The 16277-nt window shown below is 36.4% G+C and carries 14 protein-coding genes; 1 reads left to right on the forward strand and 13 read right to left on the reverse strand.

The annotated features are described in order from the left end of the window. Nucleotides 1–189: 189 nt before the first annotated feature. From RTP52_RS15000 to RTP52_RS15020, 5 genes are all read right to left on the reverse strand, one after another. Nucleotides 190–1467: an adenylosuccinate synthase gene (locus RTP52_RS15000; protein WP_312105222.1), complete on the reverse strand. Its 1278-nt coding sequence runs from the start codon at nt 1465–1467 to the stop codon at nt 190–192. Between the two features lie 169 nt (nt 1468–1636). Next, the gene (gene dut / locus RTP52_RS15005; protein ID WP_312372250.1) at nt 1637–2083 is read right to left on the reverse strand and encodes a dUTP diphosphatase; all 447 of its coding nucleotides are present in this window, start codon (nt 2081–2083) and stop codon (nt 1637–1639) included. A gap of 209 nt (nt 2084–2292) precedes the next feature. After that, entirely contained in the window at nt 2293–3699 is a 1407-nt protein-coding gene (locus RTP52_RS15010; protein WP_312105226.1) for an aminopeptidase, read from the reverse strand. A gap of 159 nt (nt 3700–3858) precedes the next feature. After that, entirely contained in the window at nt 3859–4764 is a 906-nt protein-coding gene (locus tag RTP52_RS15015) for a LysR family transcriptional regulator (protein ID WP_312372252.1), read from the reverse strand. Nucleotides 4765–4775: 11 nt separating this feature from the next. After that, entirely contained in the window at nt 4776–6161 is a 1386-nt protein-coding gene (locus tag RTP52_RS15020) for an aldehyde dehydrogenase (protein ID WP_312372254.1), read from the reverse strand. Between the two features lie 239 nt (nt 6162–6400). Here RTP52_RS15020 and RTP52_RS15025 point away from each other — a divergent pair, with 239 nt between their 5' ends. Beyond that, nucleotides 6401–6850, forward strand: a complete 450-nt coding sequence (locus tag RTP52_RS15025) for a YaiI/YqxD family protein (protein WP_312372255.1) — start codon at nt 6401–6403, stop codon at nt 6848–6850. Nucleotides 6851–6914: 64 nt separating this feature from the next. Here the strand turns inward: RTP52_RS15025 and RTP52_RS15030 are convergent, their stop codons facing one another. From RTP52_RS15030 to nrdD, 8 genes are all read right to left on the reverse strand, one after another. Beyond that, the gene (locus RTP52_RS15030; RefSeq protein WP_312372256.1) at nt 6915–7253 is read right to left on the reverse strand and encodes a hypothetical protein; all 339 of its coding nucleotides are present in this window, start codon (nt 7251–7253) and stop codon (nt 6915–6917) included. Then, nucleotides 7246–8679 carry an adenylosuccinate lyase gene (gene purB / locus RTP52_RS15035; RefSeq protein WP_312372258.1) on the reverse strand — a complete coding sequence of 478 codons (1434 nt, stop codon included), beginning with the start codon at nt 8677–8679 and terminating at the stop codon, nt 7246–7248. The genes RTP52_RS15030 and purB overlap by 8 nt, the downstream gene beginning before the upstream one ends. A 105-nt stretch (nt 8680–8784) precedes the next feature. Next, nucleotides 8785–10221: an amidophosphoribosyltransferase gene (purF, locus tag RTP52_RS15040; RefSeq protein ID WP_312372259.1), complete on the reverse strand. Its 1437-nt coding sequence runs from the start codon at nt 10219–10221 to the stop codon at nt 8785–8787. Between the two features lie 108 nt (nt 10222–10329). After that, entirely contained in the window at nt 10330–11037 is a 708-nt protein-coding gene (gene purC, locus RTP52_RS15045; protein WP_312105243.1) for a phosphoribosylaminoimidazolesuccinocarboxamide synthase, read from the reverse strand. A 350-nt stretch (nt 11038–11387) separates the two neighbouring features. Next, on the reverse strand, nt 11388–11978 hold the full coding sequence (locus RTP52_RS15050; protein WP_442913541.1) for a DUF1653 domain-containing protein: 591 nt from the start codon (nt 11976–11978) through the stop codon (nt 11388–11390). 215 nt (nt 11979–12193) lie between these two features. Continuing rightward, the gene (locus tag RTP52_RS15055; RefSeq protein ID WP_312372261.1) at nt 12194–13174 is read right to left on the reverse strand and encodes a hypothetical protein; all 981 of its coding nucleotides are present in this window, start codon (nt 13172–13174) and stop codon (nt 12194–12196) included. Continuing rightward, nucleotides 13167–13700: an anaerobic ribonucleoside-triphosphate reductase activating protein gene (gene nrdG, locus RTP52_RS15060; protein ID WP_312102384.1), complete on the reverse strand. Its 534-nt coding sequence runs from the start codon at nt 13698–13700 to the stop codon at nt 13167–13169. Before nrdG ends, RTP52_RS15055 begins: the two co-directional genes overlap by 8 nt. A gap of 171 nt (nt 13701–13871) precedes the next feature. Then, nucleotides 13872–15998 (reverse strand): anaerobic ribonucleoside-triphosphate reductase, encoded by a 2127-nt coding sequence (nrdD, locus tag RTP52_RS15065; RefSeq protein ID WP_312372262.1) that lies wholly within the window; start codon nt 15996–15998, stop codon nt 13872–13874. Nucleotides 15999–16277 lie beyond the last annotated feature (279 nt).

A 16277-nucleotide genomic window follows, 5' to 3' on the forward strand; every position in this document is an offset into this window, starting at 1 on the left:
GGCGAAGTGGAAAATCCACCTCGCCATAAAGTCTAACTTTTAGGGGTCACCTCATTTTCCGTTTAAGTCCCTTTTTAATTCTGTATTTTAACCCGTTTTAGTTAAGTACGATACCTTGTCTTGTCTTTATTCCTCTCGTTTCATTCAGCAAGAAAAAGCACATTTCGCGAACTTTTCCTTGTCATGTATTTACTTTCTACGAATAACATCATCACGCCCAGGACCATTAGAAACTAAGGTAACTGGTACTTCAAGTTCTTTTTCAATAAATTCAATATACTTTCTGCAATTTTCCGGGAGCTCTTCATACATTTTAATTCCCTTGATATCACATTCCCAACCTGGAAGTACTTCGTATACTGGTTTTGCTTTCTTAAGCTTTACTGTAGTAGGGAAATCTTTCGTTATTACTCCATCGATTTCATAACCAACACAAACTGGTAATTCTTTTAAGTAGCCAAGAACATCTAATACCGTTAACGCTACCTCGGTTGCCCCCTGCATTCTACATCCATATCTACTTGCGACTGCATCAAACCAGCCCATACGCCTTGGTCTACCTGTGGTTGCACCATATTCACCACCGTCACCACCACGTTTTCTTAATTCGTCTGCCTCTTCACCGAAGATTTCACTAACAAATTCACCAGCGCCAACCGCAGAAGAATACGCCTTTACAACAGTGACGATTTCTTTAATTTCATAAGGGGGAATTCCTGCACCGATTGCACCATATGCTGCTAAGGTAGAAGAGGATGTTACCATTGGGTAGATACCAAAGTCAGGATCTTTTAAGGCTCCAAGCTGTCCCTCTAATAAGATATTCTTACCTTCCTTTATTGCTTCATGTAAATAAGCTGAAACATCTGCGACATAAGGAGCAACCATATTCCGATATTCCATTAATGTCTGGTAAAGTTCGCTCTTATCAATTAATGGCTTGTGATACATATGCTCTAATAAGATATTTTTCATCTCACAGACATGTTCCACTTTTTCTTTTAGCACCTCTTCATCAAATAATTCAGATACTTGAAAACCTATCTTTGCATATTTGTCAGAATAAAATGGAGCAATACCGGACTTTGTAGAGCCAAAAGATTTTCCACCAAGTCTTTCTTCTTCGTATTGATCGAACAGTATATGGTAAGGCATCATAATCTGGGCACGATCAGAAACTAAAATCTTAGGCATTGGAACACCTTGATCAACAATTGATTTTATCTCTTCCAATAAGTAAGGAATATTCAAAGCAACTCCGTTTCCAATGATGCAGGTAGTATGGTCATAAAATACTCCAGAAGGAAGTAAGTGAAGTGCGAACTTACCATACTGATTAATAATGGTATGTCCTGCATTACTACCACCTTGATAACGAACGATGATATCAGATTCCTCACCTAGCATATCTGTTATCTTACCTTTTCCTTCATCTCCCCAGTTAGCACCGACAATTGCTTTTACCATAATATTGTTCCTCCTTAAGATTAACTTCAAAAACAAGATAAAAAAGGCATTGTAACAGTTATGCTACAATGCCCTATTACTTTTGTATTATACAGCAGCCTAATACATAAATAAAATCAATGTTTATTATATTTCATATAAATGATAATTATACATTTTTAACTTTTTGTTACTTTGTCCCAGTACTACCAAATCCGCCATCACCGCGTACAGTATCCGATAACTCTTCAACCTCTGCAAAATCAACAGATAAATATGGTAAAACAACGAGTTGCGCAATACGTTCATGGTTAGTAATCGTTTGTATCATTTCAGAATCATTATGAAGTGCGATAATATACTCACCACGATAATCACTATCTGCAACACCAACACAATTTGCTGGGCGTAATCCGTTTTTAGCTGCAATTCCACTTCGAGCAAAGATACCACCAAAATATCCAGCAGGAATTTCAATTGCCAACCCTGTACCTATTTTCACTGTTTCATGTGGCTTTATTTCACAAACATCAGTGTCTAAGCACGCATATAAATCATATCCTGCCGCCTCCACGCTTCCTCTTGTTGGTAACATGGCATTCTCTCTTACTTTTTTTATCTTAATTGTTACTGACATATAAACTCCATTCTAACCTTATCATTTTTATATACGAATAAATCAGCCGGATATGCCTGCATATCCGGCTATTTCACAGCCCCAAGGTTAAAAGTGCTTTTCTCTCAACTCTTTAAACATGAAACCATGCCCGCTCAGTAGGCCGGAAGTTTTAGTATTTCTTAGGCAGCGTCTTTTGGTGCCTTAGAAATTCTCTTCACACTTCACACTTACATCTCACGTAGGAAAGCCTCATATCCTCTCATCGCTTCGTAGATATCTGCTTTACTTGTAATCTCCCATGGAGCATGCATATTCAATACTGCTACACCACTATCGATTACTTCCATGTTATATTGAGCCATAATATAAGCGATTGTTCCGCCGCCACCCTGGTCTACTTTACCAAGCTCTGAGGTTTGGAAGTTAACGTCATGTTTTTCCATAGCTGCACGTAAAGCTGCAATAAACTCTGGGTTTGCATCGTTACAACCAGATTTTCCTCTAGCTCCTGTGTATTTATTAAATACGATTCCTCTTCCAAAATATGCAGAGTTTTTCTTCTCCATAACGGATGGATAGTTAGGATCAAATGCTGCACTTACGTCAGAAGAAAGCATGTGGGAATTCTGGAATGCTCTTCTTAATTTAAGCTCAGAATATTCACCCATCTTATCCATTAATTCAGCAACTGCATTTTCAAAGAATTTGGAATGCATACCAGTTGCACCGATGCTTCCAACCTCTTCCTTATCAACTAATAAGCAAACTGCAGTACGGTCTATTTTATCAAGTTCAAATAACGCTTTCATGGAAGTGTAAGAGCAAACTCTATCGTCTTGTCCATATCCCATCACCATGCTTCGGTCAATACCAAAGTCACGTGCCTTACCAGCAGGAACAACCTCCAACTCAGCGGATAAGAAATCTGCCTCTTCAATATCATAAAACTCTTTTAACAGTTTTAGCATATTACCTTTTACAGCTTCTTTTTCTTCCCCTTTTAATGGCTGGCTACCGATAAGAACATTTAAGTCCTCTCCTTCTACTACCTTAGCAGCCTTCTTTTCCATCTGTTCTGCAGATAGATGAACTAGTAAATCAGTAATACCAACCACTGGATCACTGTCTTTTTCACCAATTACGATATTTACTTTTGTTCCATCTTTCTTAACAACAACACCGTGGATTGCAAGTGGTAAGGTTACCCACTGATATTTCTTAATACCACCGTAGTAGTGAGTATCAAATAAAGCCATCTCAGTATCTTCATACAATGGAACCTGCTTTAAGTCAATACGTGGAGAGTCGATATGAGCTCCAAGTAACTTCATACCTTTTTCTAGAGGCTCACTACCAACTAGGAATAATGCCACAGCTTTATCCATGTTATTAAAGTAAACCTTATCACCAGGCTTAACTTTTGTTAATGTCATTAAATCCTTGTATCCTTCTTTTTCAGCCTGACGGATTACTTCTAATGCACATTCACGCTCTGTCTTACAATCAGAGATAAATTCTTTATAACCTTCACTTAATTTCTCAACTTTTTTTAAATCTGCATCCGTATACTTTAACCAAGCATTCTTGTTGGATTCTTTGTTTTTCAAGTTCTCAACACTTTTTTTCTCTTTCATCTTCTTATCCTTTCTGGTGTTCTATTTCGTAATATTTTCAGAAACCTGTTTCACCTATCTTACCCTAAACAATAATAAACAAGTAAAAGCACGCTTCGCGAACTTAATCTTGCTAAGAATTACAACTTAAATTCTTTCTTAATCTGTCTTTGGTAAGTACTATATTTTATTATACTGACTTTCCTTTAGTAATGCAAGAAGCTTCCTAGAAGCAGTAGAGTGTGCAAACCTTTGATTTTCAACGACACAAAAATGTCTGCTTGGAATATCTGTCTTTAATTTCACCTCAAATAATTCCCCTTGCTTTATCAATTCCGTTGCAAAATCCTCTACTACTAATCCTATTCCTAGGCTTCTTTTTGCAAACTGCACTATCATATCACTCGTTGCCAATTCAAACTCTGGAGATAAAACAACGCCATGAGAACTTAAGTACTCATCTACATATCGCCTCGTACTAGTATCATTCTCTAAGCATATAACAGGGAGACCTGCTAGCTCTTCGTAATCCATGGTTTGATTCCTTAGATAATCGAATCGTTTTCCAGCTACAAAGATATCTTTGATTTCTTTGACCCTTATCACACTATAGTCTTCCGATAGCGAAAATGGCTCACTTACGATACCAAAATCTATTTGCCCATCCTTTAGGAGTGCAAGCGTCTCCGGAGTAGGTCCGTTGGTTACAGTCACCTTAATCTTAGGGTATTGAATATGAAACTCTTCTAAATATGGTAGCAAATAGTATTGCAATGTCATATCAGAAGCTCCAATTCTGATTTCTCCAGACTCAAGATTTAACATTCGATCCAAACGCTCTTCACCTTTTAAGATAAGTTCATACCCTTCTCTAACGCACTGGTACAAAACCTCTCCTTCCTTTGTTAATCGCATTCCTTTTGGTACTCGAATAAAAAGTTGACAGTTTAGTACAGATTCTAATTGCTTTATTGCCTGACTAACTGCAGGCTGCGAGATGCATACCCGTTTAGCAGCTAAAGAAATACTACCTTCTTTGGCAACATAATAAAATATTTTATAGTATTCCAGATTGGCTTTTGCCATAGGACCACTCCTTATTTTAAGAATTTACGAATCATTTTCAAATTCTTCTCTGTATATGGATGATATCTCATCGGAAGATCAAGCCAATTTGCTTTTTTCACAATACTCTTACTATGACTAAACGTGCGAAAACTTTCAAATCCATGATAACTTCCCATGCCACTAGCACCAACACCACCAAATCCCATATAAGGTGTTGCAAGATGGATAATGGTATCGTTGACACATCCACCACCAAAAGAGATGTGCTTTAATACTTTCTTTTCTATCTGCACATTCGTTGTAAATAAATAGCACGCCAATGGCTTTGGATGTGCTGTAACATACTCTATTACTTCCTCTATTTTCTGGTAGGTTAGAACAGGAAGGATTGGTCCAAAAATTTCTTCTTTCATTACATTGGCATCTGTTGATACACGTTTCAGTACCGTTGGCTCGATTTTTCTTATATTATCCTGTCCCTTCCCTCCGATAATGATATCTTCTCCCTCAAGGAGAGAAAGTAATCTATGATAATGATGTTCATTAATTATTTTTGGAAGATTTTCATTCTTTAGTGGCTCTTCTCCAAAGAATTTGTGTATCCACATTCCTAATTTCTTTAAAAATTCCTCTTCCACTTCTTTCTGTACGAAAACATAGTCAGGTGCGACACATGTCTGGCCAGCATTGAGATATTTTCCAAAAGCAACACGTTTCGCTGCAAGGTTGATATCTGCTGACTTTTCAATAATACAAGGGCTCTTACCTCCAAGCTCTAATGACACCGGAGTTAAAAATTTGGCTGCCGCCTCCATGACGAGCCTTCCAACTTCGACACCACCGGTAAAGAAGATATAATCAAACTCCGTAGCAAGTAACCCCTGATTCTCTTTTCTACCACCTTCGATTACCGTAACATACTCCTTTGGAAAACAAGCACGAATTAAGGTGTTGATTACTTTCGATGTTTCTGCTGCATATGCGGATGGCTTTAAAACTGCACAGTTTCCTGCTGCAATAGCACCAATTAGTGGTTCTATGCATAATTGAAATGGATAATTCCAAGGAGACATAATTAATACAACACCATATGGTTCTGATATGGTAAAGCTCTTCGAAGGAAATTGCGCAAGTGGTGTTCTAACACTCTTTGGTTTGGCCCATTTTGGCACATGTGCAATACAATGACGGATCTCATCAAGTACCATACCGATTTCTGTCATATAAGATTCAAAACTTGATTTATTAAGATCCTTCTTTAAAGCCTCCATTATTTCTACTTCTCGATTTTTAATCTCAGACTGAAGTTTCCTTAGTGCTTGAATTCGAAATTCTACTTGTTTCGTCTTTCCAGTACGGAAAAATTCTCTTTGGCTTGTTACAAGTTTTTGATACCCTACTTCTATCTCACTCATCGCTACCTCCTTCACCATATAAGCTTTCAATAAATCTTGCTCTAAGTTTTCAAGAAATTTTGCTTCAAATTCTTATTTTATATCAAGACAAATTAATTACTCATGTTGTCTACTCTATCATCGTATATTATACTATATTGGAAGAAAGGTTAAAAGGAATTTTATTTTTCCCTGCTCAATAAAAAAATATATAGAATTGGGGATAATAATACAAAAAGAAATGGAATTAAGGAGGTGCTATGAAAATTGTAGTAGATGCGGATGCATGCCCAGTGAAAGGAATCATTGAACAAGTAGCAAAAGAACATCAAATTGAAGTTATCATGTTTATTGATACTAGTCATGTACTATACTCTGACTATAGCAAAATAATTACGGTGAGCAAAGCACCCGATGCTGTTGATTTTGCATTATTAAATCAAACAAATCCGGACGATATTGTGGTTACTCAGGATTATGGAGTTGCAGCAATGGCACTTGGTAAAAAGGCAAAAGCTTTGCATCCAAGCGGTAAGATTTATACAAATGAAAACATCAATCAAATGCTATTTGAACGTCATATCGCAAAAGAACAACGCCGTCATGGGAAGCAAAATCTCCGATGCAAGAATAATAAAAAACGGACTGCCCAGGACGACATCCGTTTTGAATTTTCATTAAACGAATTATTAAAGTCTATTTCTAGCTGACCGCAGGAATGGTTCCCCACAACCTTCCTGCTAATTCAGCGTGTAACGTATCCTATGTAGCACTTTAGGTGCTAACAAAGCTTATCTTTCTTGAAAATAACTCCTCTTCAAAATGTTGAATATAACATTCCCAAATATCGTAATTAGGATGATTGGGATACTTCTGGGAAAACTGAGCCAACATATCGAGACAACGTTCGATATAAGTATTACCAACCGTTGCTATTTCTACATAATCCCCATTGAGTGTCTGCCACCGTGAATAGTCCTGCACCTTTTCCTTTAGTGCATCATTTGTAAAAATCTCTATTCGCATTAAAAAATCACCACCCAATAGCCTATTATATGCTACTACTGGGTGGTCTATTACAAATTCTTTTTGTAGTCTAACGTTGCTATACATTAATTTCTGCCTTAAATCCAAGTAATTCTTTGTTCTCCACAAGGATTGGATGAATCACTGATTCTATAAATTCTTCGGTCTGTTCTTTCGCTCTTCCTGTATATCTCGATGGTTCCATTACCTTCTTTAAGTCCTCTAAGGTCATATGAAAAGCCGGATCCTCTGCAATTAATTCTAACAGATTATTCTCAAGTCCAAGTTCTTTTACATTACGGCCTGCTTCCATACTAAGAGTACGGATTCTTTCATGTAGTTCTTGGCGGTCTCCCCCCGCCTTTACAGCATCCATCATAATATTTTCTGTCGCCATGAATGGAAGCTCTGACATTAAGCGTTTTTCAATTACCTTTGGATAAACTACCAAGCCATCCACCACATTCATATATAAGTCAAGAATACCATCGATTGCAAGGAATGCTTCTGGTACACTTAATCGTTTATTTGCAGAATCGTCTAAGGTCCTTTCAAACCACTGTGTAGCGGAAGTAATCGCTGGATTTAATGCATCCACTAAAACGTAACGAGCAAGAGAGGCGATACGTTCACTTCTCATAGGATTTCTCTTATATGCCATAGCAGAAGATCCAATCTGATTCTTCTCAAATGGTTCTTCAATTTCCTTTAAGTGTTGAAGCAAGCGAATATCATTGCTAAACTTATGAGCGCTTGCTGCAATTCCTGCAAGCACATTTAAAACTCTGGTATCTACTTTTCTTGAATAAGTTTGACCGGATACTGCAAAACACTCCTTAAATCCCATCTTTTCCGCAATCAAGGCATCTAATTTCTTTATCTTCTCATGATCACCATCAAATAATTCTAAAAAGCTTGCTTGAGTCCCTGTAGTCCCTTTGGAGCCAAGTAATTTCATACAAGATAGGGTATGCTCAAGATCTTCCATATCAAGAACTAACTCTTGTAACCATAAAGTGGCTCTTTTTCCTACGGTTGTTGGTTGTGCCGGTTGGAAATGGGTAAAAGCAAGTGTTGGGAGATCACGATATTTCATAGCGAATTTCGAAAGTTCTTCCATTACGCAAACCAACTTTTTCTTAACTAATTTTAAGCCTTCTGTCATAACAATCATATCGGTATTATCACCAACATAGCAGGACGTTGCACCAAGGTGAATAATTCCTTTTGCATTAGGACATTGAGCACCATATGCATATACGTGTGACATTACATCATGGCGAACCAAACGTTCTCTTATCTTTGCCACTTCATAATTAATATCATCCTGATGTGCTTTTAACTCTTCTACCTGTTCTCTTGTCACTGGTAGCCCAAGATCGTGCTCAGCTTCTGCTAATGCAATCCAAAGTTTTCTCCAGGTACGAAATTTCATATCTGGTGAAAATATATATTGCATTTCCTTACTTGCATAACGTTCTGACAACGGACTTACATAGTTATCTTGACTCATTGTAACCCAACCTTTCCTATCTCTTATTTAACATAATTCTTCTATCATTGTCATAAAAAAAACTTCTTACAATATTCTTCTATCATTATCATAAAGAAAAACTTCTTACACTTCATATTCTCCACGGATATCTTCCTTAGGAGGTTCAATTGGATAATGCCCCGTAAAACATGCGTCACAATATCCTAAATCCCCATCAATTAATTCACTAAGGCGATTCACAGATAAATACCCTAAAGAATCCGCATCAATAATCTTACGAATCTGTTCTACGGTATTATTATGCGCAATTAATTGATCGTCCGATGGCACATCAGTACCAAAATAGCATGGATATAAAAACGGTGGGGAACTGATTCTAACATGTACCTCCGTTGCTCCTGCTGCTTTTAACATTCCGACAATTCTAGCACAAGTAGTGCCGCGTACCATCGAATCATCAATCATAACGACTCTTTTACATTTCACTGCGTCAGAGGGCACATTTAACTTAATCCGTACACTGGACTCACGCATTACTTGTTTGGGTTTAATAAAGGTTCGTCCGACATAACTGTTCTTCACAAATGCCATGCCATACGGTATTCCTGTTTCCATAGCAAAGCCCATTGCAGCTGCATTTCCTGAGTCCGGAACACCTACCACTAAGTCAGCTTCCACAGGATGCTCCTGTGCTAAGATACGTCCAGCCATAATTCTACTATTATAAACACTTATATTATCAATCTTACTATCTGGTCTTGCAAAATAAATATATTCAAAGATACACTTTGCCTTTTTTGGTTGGCACATAGATGTATCTGATAAAATTCCGTCTTTTGTAATTGTTACAATTTCACCTGGTAAGACATCGCGAATAAATGTTGCATTCACAGCATCAAGAGCGCAACTCTCACTTGCAAGAATAAACGTATTCTCTCTCTTTCCGATACAAAGAGGTCGAAATCCAAAAGGATCTCTTGCCCCAATTAGTTTTCTAGGACTCATAACAATCAAGGAATAGGAACCTTTTATCTTCATCATTGCATTCTTAACAGCACCTTCTACATTCGCTGTCTTTAATCGCTCTCTAGCTATATGATATGCAATAACTTCAGAATCAATCGTTGTTTGAAAGATTGCTCCAGTATATTCTAACTCTTCTCTTAACTCAGGTGCATTCACAATATTCCCATTATGAGCAAGTGCTAAGGTACCTTTTACATAATTTAATACAAGCGGTTGTGTATTAGCGATATTACTTGCTCCCGCAGTAGAATACCGAACATGACCAACACCGATGTCTCCGCGAAGTGTTTCCAAGCCTTCCGGTGTAAAAACTTCATTCACTAGCCCCATACCCTTCATCGAAGAAACTCTACCCTTAGGTCCTAAGGTATCACTAACCGCAATACCGCAGCTTTCCTGTCCACGATGCTGTAATGCGAAAAGGCCGTAATAAATCGAATCAGCGACATCTTCACCAACCATATTATAGACGCCAAAAACGCCGCACTCTTCATGGATTTCTTCTGAAATAAAATCATTGATTCTATTTTCCATTGCCTTATCCTTTCTAATGATAATCTGCTGTAATTGCCGTGAAAATGAGCAACAAAAGGGGATGTCGCTTATTCTAGCGTCAACCCCCTTTTACTTCATTGTAAAATATTATTCAATTCCAAGTCTTTTAAATACTTCCTGATAAGCGTCCTCTACATTTCCAAGATCTCTACGGAAACGATCCTTATCTAATTTTTCACGGGTCTTTATATCCCATAAACGACAAGTATCTGGAGAAATCTCATCTGCAAGAATGATTTGATCATGATACCTACCAAATTCAATCTTAAAATCAATCAACTCAATGCCAATGCTTTCAAAATACTTTATCATTACTTCATTGACTTTATATGCATACTTAGAAATCGTATCAATCTCTTCCTGTGTTGCAAGTCCAAGTGCCTTTGCGTAAGAAGAATTAATCATTGGATCGCCAAGTGAATCGTCTTTATAGGAAAACTCCAAGGTAGGACATAACAATTTTCTACCCTCTTCTATTCCTAACTTCTTCGCAAAACTTCCTGCGGATACGTTACGGATAATAACTTCAAGTGGAACAATCTGAACTTTCTTTACAGCGGTCTCTCTATCACTTAACTCTTCGATATAATGAGTTGGCACGCCTTCTTTTTCTAACTGTTTCATTATGTAGTTAGACATTCTATTATTAATAACGCCTTTTCCTACAATAGTTCCTCTCTTCTCACCGTTGAATGCGGTTGCATCATCTTTGTAATCCACGATTAATACATCCTCAACGTCGGTTTTGTACACTTTCTTGGCTTTACCTTCATAAAGTTGTTCTAACTTATTCATGTTAATTATCCTCCTTGTGCAAACACCTTACCCTGCGTTCTTGGCAACCATTTTTTTGCTGTTGCAATTTAATTATATCGTAGCCAAAAAATAAGGCAAGAGCTTTTTCGCACTTTCAGGCCCCGTAACAAAATTTCGGTTAAATGTACAAAAAGACAGTAGTTTTTTTAAAACTTTCTGTATAATAATTAATGCTTTTTTCTAGTAAAATCAACGCTTATAAGCATTATTAATGTCATTTATCATTAGTGTTAATAGACTGATTTTTTGACTTTACAAATTGATATATGAAAACCATTTTCAGCTGATTGTATCAATCCATAATGACACATTTTAATACATAGGACTTCCTATCTAAGACGTCTATTTTCATATTTTGCCATCACTTGTAACTTATTTTTTACTATGTCAATACGCTCTTCAATGCTTTCTTCACTAACTGGCAAATCAAGAGCAATCTCAATATTTCCCATCGTTCTCTCATCAATCCTATTTTTCATGCTATATAAGATTTCAAGCTTCTCAGCACAATCATTTGCATCAAGAAACGCCATCAAATCAAGATTTGCTTCTGGATGCAGTTCATCCTTTTTTAAACCCTCTTCAGTTTTTGTTTGTTCTTCCTTAACTGCAAGATTTAAATTATCACTATCTTTCAAATGTTGTGCTGTTACATCTTGCTTTTGATTATCCATCGCCAAAGCTTTACTCGTCTCACCCGTATCCTTATTCTGTCTAGCATCGTTACCAAGTTCTTCTCTTGATATTGGGGTAAAACGATATTGCTGCGAAACATTCGGATATTTCTCATGATCTACCTCACTAAGAAACATGGAAAGAGGCCTTGCATATGTCTTAAAATCGCCATAAAGTGCTTGATAAATCACAAGCTCTTCCCCTGTTTCGGAATGTTTGGCTACCGTAATAATTTGATATAACATTCCTTTAAAATGTTGATACAATTGCCCTGGTTGCGGTATATTTTGTCCCAAAATGATTCAGCCTCCCTTTTATTAACACTTAAATTTCTTATCTTTTCTTATATAATATAAAGAACTAAAATTATCTTTTCTTATACAATGAATGAAATTTAATTTTTTTTATAATACAAAAATCAAACCCAACCATTCAGATTTACTCTAAAGGTTTTACCTACCTATTTCCGATAAGAGAGATAATACTCTGCATATTCTTTTGTGATAAGTCTTGAATCCACCATCTGTCTTATATACAAATGAAATTCATCATTACTAATATTCGCTTCTGAAAGCTGCTGTAACAGCTTTTTGATTCTCACCTTAAATTCAACAACGGTAATAACTCCGTCCCTTAGCATAATACTCAATAAGTAAGCTTTCTCAAAATATGGATTATGCATATTTGGATCGGCAAATCTACCTTCATAACTTAAGTCTAGTTTTACCATATCCATTATGGTTCTTACGGAGGTATTCGTTACTTTGATATCTGGTGAAAGAACGTACAAATTTTTACGATAAACCTTTCTTCCGTCTTTCGAATCCTCATAAAGAGTTGGTAAATAGGAGGAAAAAACAAAATTGAGAAATGATGGTTTTTGAAATCCTTCGTAGTCAAGTAGAGGATTTGCAAATACTCCCTTCTCATAGGTTATCTTTGTAACCTTAGATAATGGAATTCGTATTTTTCTCGTTTCTTCTTCAAATAATAAAAGATTTAAATCTCCTCTATCTGACCAGATATAAGCAGGACATTGTCTAATTTTTTCACTTTGACAAAGATCGATTATAATAGGTTTATGATCTTTATTTACCTTATATTTAATAAAGACACCTTTTACAGTCTCTTCATCATATTTTTCAAATATATTTTCTTCTATCTCTTCCTCTAACTCTTCTTCTGAAGAATCATCGCCTAGAGCAAGTTCTTCGCGTGTTTTTTTTATGATTTGTTTTCCTGTTTTATGAAACGAAAGTGAGGTAATAAAAAGAAAAGCAACAATAAAGCAAAATATAGCACTCATTCCCCAAAGCGGTGACCATTTGTCTATTGTAAATCCGACACTAACACTACCGAATAATATCAAAAATATTGTTGCTAGAATATATCCCTTGGTCTTTTTATTTCCATACCGTAGTCCGTTCCAAATTTTATTCATTCGAAGCTCCATCCCATAAAATAATTTTTTCTGACTGAAGCGATTCTTTCACCATAATAACTCTTTGGTTCTCAGAACCTCGGAAACGAAGATTGATATTTTTCTTTTCCTCTACAAATTTTCCATCCACCAACACATCAAGGTAAGATAACATCTCTTTTGTCTCTTCATGTTTCACAGCCATCTTACCTAATATATCGGCATCTAATAGATATCCACTATAGCACCAGATAGTTTTTGTTGGATACATTTCTTTTACTCTTCGTAATAGCGGAAGAAGTCCAAGCTGATTCGTTAATTCAAACGGTTCCCCACCAAGTAAAGATAATCCAGCAATATATTCTGGCTTTAATAAGGTAAGAATATGTTCGATCACTTCTTCCGTAAATGGTTCTCCGTAATGAAAATCCCAAGCAACTTCATTAAAGCAACCCTTACAGTGATGGGTACAGCCGCTTACAAATAAAGAAACTCTTACTCCTGGACCGTTTGCCACGTCAAATGGCTTAATAGTAGCATAATTCATGATGTCACCTACCCCAAATTTAATAAATTTTATTCATAATTACAATACGATTACGCTAATTTTTAAGTGATTACAAACAAGATGAATTGCAAGCCAATTCACTTGTCATGAATTAATAAAAACAGAGTGTATCACTCTGTTCTTACTAATTGTACATTATAAAACAAGCCTTTAAATATGAAGTACTCTTGCATTAATTTCTTTTGTTTTACCCTTGTTCCAGAAATTTTCCCCCAAATAACCACAAGTTCTACGAGTTACATTCATCTTGGCATGGTCTTTATTTCCGCAATTTGGGCACTCCCATTCAAAGTCCTCATTAATTTTAATCTCACCATCAAAGCCACAAATATGACAATAGTCTGATTTTGTATTAAATTCTGCATATTGAATATTGTCATAGATAAATTTCACGATCTCTTCTAATGCTTCCAGGTTATGACGCATATTTGGAACTTCTATATAAGAAATTGCACCACCACTGGAGATTACTTGGAACTGGCTTTCGAAAGTGAATTTGCTAAATGCATCAATATCTTCACGTACATCCACATGATAAGAGTTTGTATAATAACCTTTATCTGTGATGTCCTTAATTTCACCAAAACGCTCTTTATCAATTCTTGCAAAACGATAGCAAAGAGATTCCGCAGGAGTTCCATATAGTCCAAAACCAATTCCGGTCTCTTTCTTCCAGGTATCCGCTGCATCTTTGAGGCGATTCATAATACGAAGTGCAAATTCTGTTCCCTCTTTCTGTGTATGGCTTACCCCTTTCATAAGCTTCGTTACTTCATATAAGCCAATGTAACCTAGAGAAATGGTAGAATAACCATCGTGTAATAATTTATCGATCGTTTCACCCTTTTTTAATCTTGCAATAGCACCATACTGCCAGTGAATTGGGCTAACATCAGATATGGTACCTTCCAATGCTCTATGTCTGCACATAAGTGCTTCAAAACAAAGTGCTAAACGTTCCTCTAAAAGCTGCCAGAAACTTTCCTCATCCCCATTTGCAATAATACCAATCTGAGGAAGATTCAAACTGACAACGCCTTGGTTAAAGCGTCCTTCAAATTTATATTCTCCATTTTCACCCTTCCATGGAGATAGGAAACTACGGCATCCCATACATGAGAATACATTGCCTTCATAATTCTCACGCATTTTCTTTGCAGAGATGTAGTCTGGATAGAGACGCTTTGCGGAGCATTTTACAGCAAGCTTTGTAATATAATCGTATTTACCGCCCTTTAAGCAGTTATGTTCATCTAGTACATAGATTAATTTTGGGAAAGCTGGAGTAATGTAAACTCCCTTCTCATTCTTAATTCCCTCCAAACGCTGACGAAGAATTTCTTCTATGATCATTGCATTTTCTTCAATGTACTCATCATCCTTATCAAGATTTAAGAAAAGAGTAACAAATGGAGACTGACCATTTGTGGTCATTAAAGTATTAATCTGATATTGGATTGTTTGAACACCGGAACGAAGTTCATCCTGTACTCTTTCCTGAACAAATTTCCCAATTACTTCTTCGCTAGCTTCGCCGTTAAACAAAGATTCATAGCGTCTTCTATATTTTTCCATACTATAACGAAGATACTTCCCAAGATGACGAATGTCTACAGACTGTCCGCCATACTGACTACTTGCTACTGCAGAAATAATTTGTGTCATAACGGTACAAGCAACTTGAAAACTCTTTGGAGTTTCAATTAGCTTCGCATTCATTACGGTACCATTTTCAAGCATATCCTTTATATTAATCAAACAGCAGTTAAATATGGACTGAAGGAAATAATCTGCATCATGAAAATGTAGAATTCCTTCCTCATGAGCTTTTGTAATCTTTTCTGGTAATAACAGACGTTTTGTTAAATCCTTCGATACCTCACCTGCGATTAAATCACGTTGTGTGGATGCAATGACAGCATTTTTATTCGAGTTTTCCTCCATAACATCTTCATTGCTATGTCTGATTAAACTCATGATGGACTCGTCTGTCGTATTCGCTTTTCTTACTAACTCTCTGCGAAAACGATAGATAATGTAGGTTTTTGCTAATACAAACTTACGCTCTGCCATTAATTTTTGCTCAATCATATCTTGAATTTCTTCAACATACATCGTATCCTTCTTAAGATGTTCAATACCTAGAATAATCGCTTCAATCTTATCCTCGGTAATTTTTTCTTTAGGATCCACCTCATCGTTTGCTTTGCGAATTGCAACTAAAATCTTATTTCTGTCATAATCCGTTACCCTGCCATCACGCTTAACTACCTTCATATAACCTATCCTTTCTCGATTCTAAAATATTTGTCTTAGGTATACCCCCAAAATGATTGCCCCTTATTTTCCACCCTACGATGGATGGTAATAAGAGGCTCTTATAATTAAATATTCGCAATACGCTTACGCTACTTGCTCATAACCTCATTGCCACTACGTGGCATTTCAGCAGGAGCTTGAACTCCTGCTGAAATCAGGAAAGTTCCTTCCCTGATGAGGTTAAATTATGCTTCTTTTTAAGTACAACGAAAGAAATCTTAAAATATTAACTTATAC

Origin of the sequence: Lachnoclostridium sp. (assembly GCF_031997925.1) — a bacterium.
In the GTDB taxonomy this organism is placed as follows: Bacteria; Bacillota; Clostridia; order Lachnospirales; family Lachnospiraceae; genus Lachnoclostridium.

Coding starts and splice junctions, on each gene's coding strand:
- RTP52_RS15000 (WP_312105222.1), bottom strand. CDS start 1,467: ATGGTAAAAGCAATTGTCGGTGCTAACTGGGGAGATGAAGGAAAAGGT.
- dut (WP_312372250.1), bottom strand. CDS start 2,083: ATGTCAGTAACAATTAAGATAAAAAAAGTAAGAGAGAATGCCATGTTA.
- RTP52_RS15010 (WP_312105226.1), bottom strand. CDS start 3,699: ATGAAAGAGAAAAAAAGTGTTGAGAACTTGAAAAACAAAGAATCCAAC.
- RTP52_RS15015 (WP_312372252.1), bottom strand. CDS start 4,764: ATGGCAAAAGCCAATCTGGAATACTATAAAATATTTTATTATGTTGCC.
- RTP52_RS15020 (WP_312372254.1), bottom strand. CDS start 6,161: ATGAGTGAGATAGAAGTAGGGTATCAAAAACTTGTAACAAGCCAAAGA.
- RTP52_RS15025 (WP_312372255.1), top strand. CDS start 6,401: ATGAAAATTGTAGTAGATGCGGATGCATGCCCAGTGAAAGGAATCATT.
- RTP52_RS15030 (WP_312372256.1), bottom strand. CDS start 7,253: ATGTATAGCAACGTTAGACTACAAAAAGAATTTGTAATAGACCACCCA.
- purB (WP_312372258.1), bottom strand. CDS start 8,679: ATGAGTCAAGATAACTATGTAAGTCCGTTGTCAGAACGTTATGCAAGT.
- purF (WP_312372259.1), bottom strand. CDS start 10,221: ATGGAAAATAGAATCAATGATTTTATTTCAGAAGAAATCCATGAAGAG.
- purC (WP_312105243.1), bottom strand. CDS start 11,037: ATGAATAAGTTAGAACAACTTTATGAAGGTAAAGCCAAGAAAGTGTAC.
- RTP52_RS15050 (WP_442913541.1), bottom strand. CDS start 11,978: ATGTTATATCAAATTATTACGGTAGCCAAACATTCCGAAACAGGGGAA.
- RTP52_RS15055 (WP_312372261.1), bottom strand. CDS start 13,174: ATGAATAAAATTTGGAACGGACTACGGTATGGAAATAAAAAGACCAAG.
- nrdG (WP_312102384.1), bottom strand. CDS start 13,700: ATGAATTATGCTACTATTAAGCCATTTGACGTGGCAAACGGTCCAGGA.
- nrdD (WP_312372262.1), bottom strand. CDS start 15,998: ATGAAGGTAGTTAAGCGTGATGGCAGGGTAACGGATTATGACAGAAAT.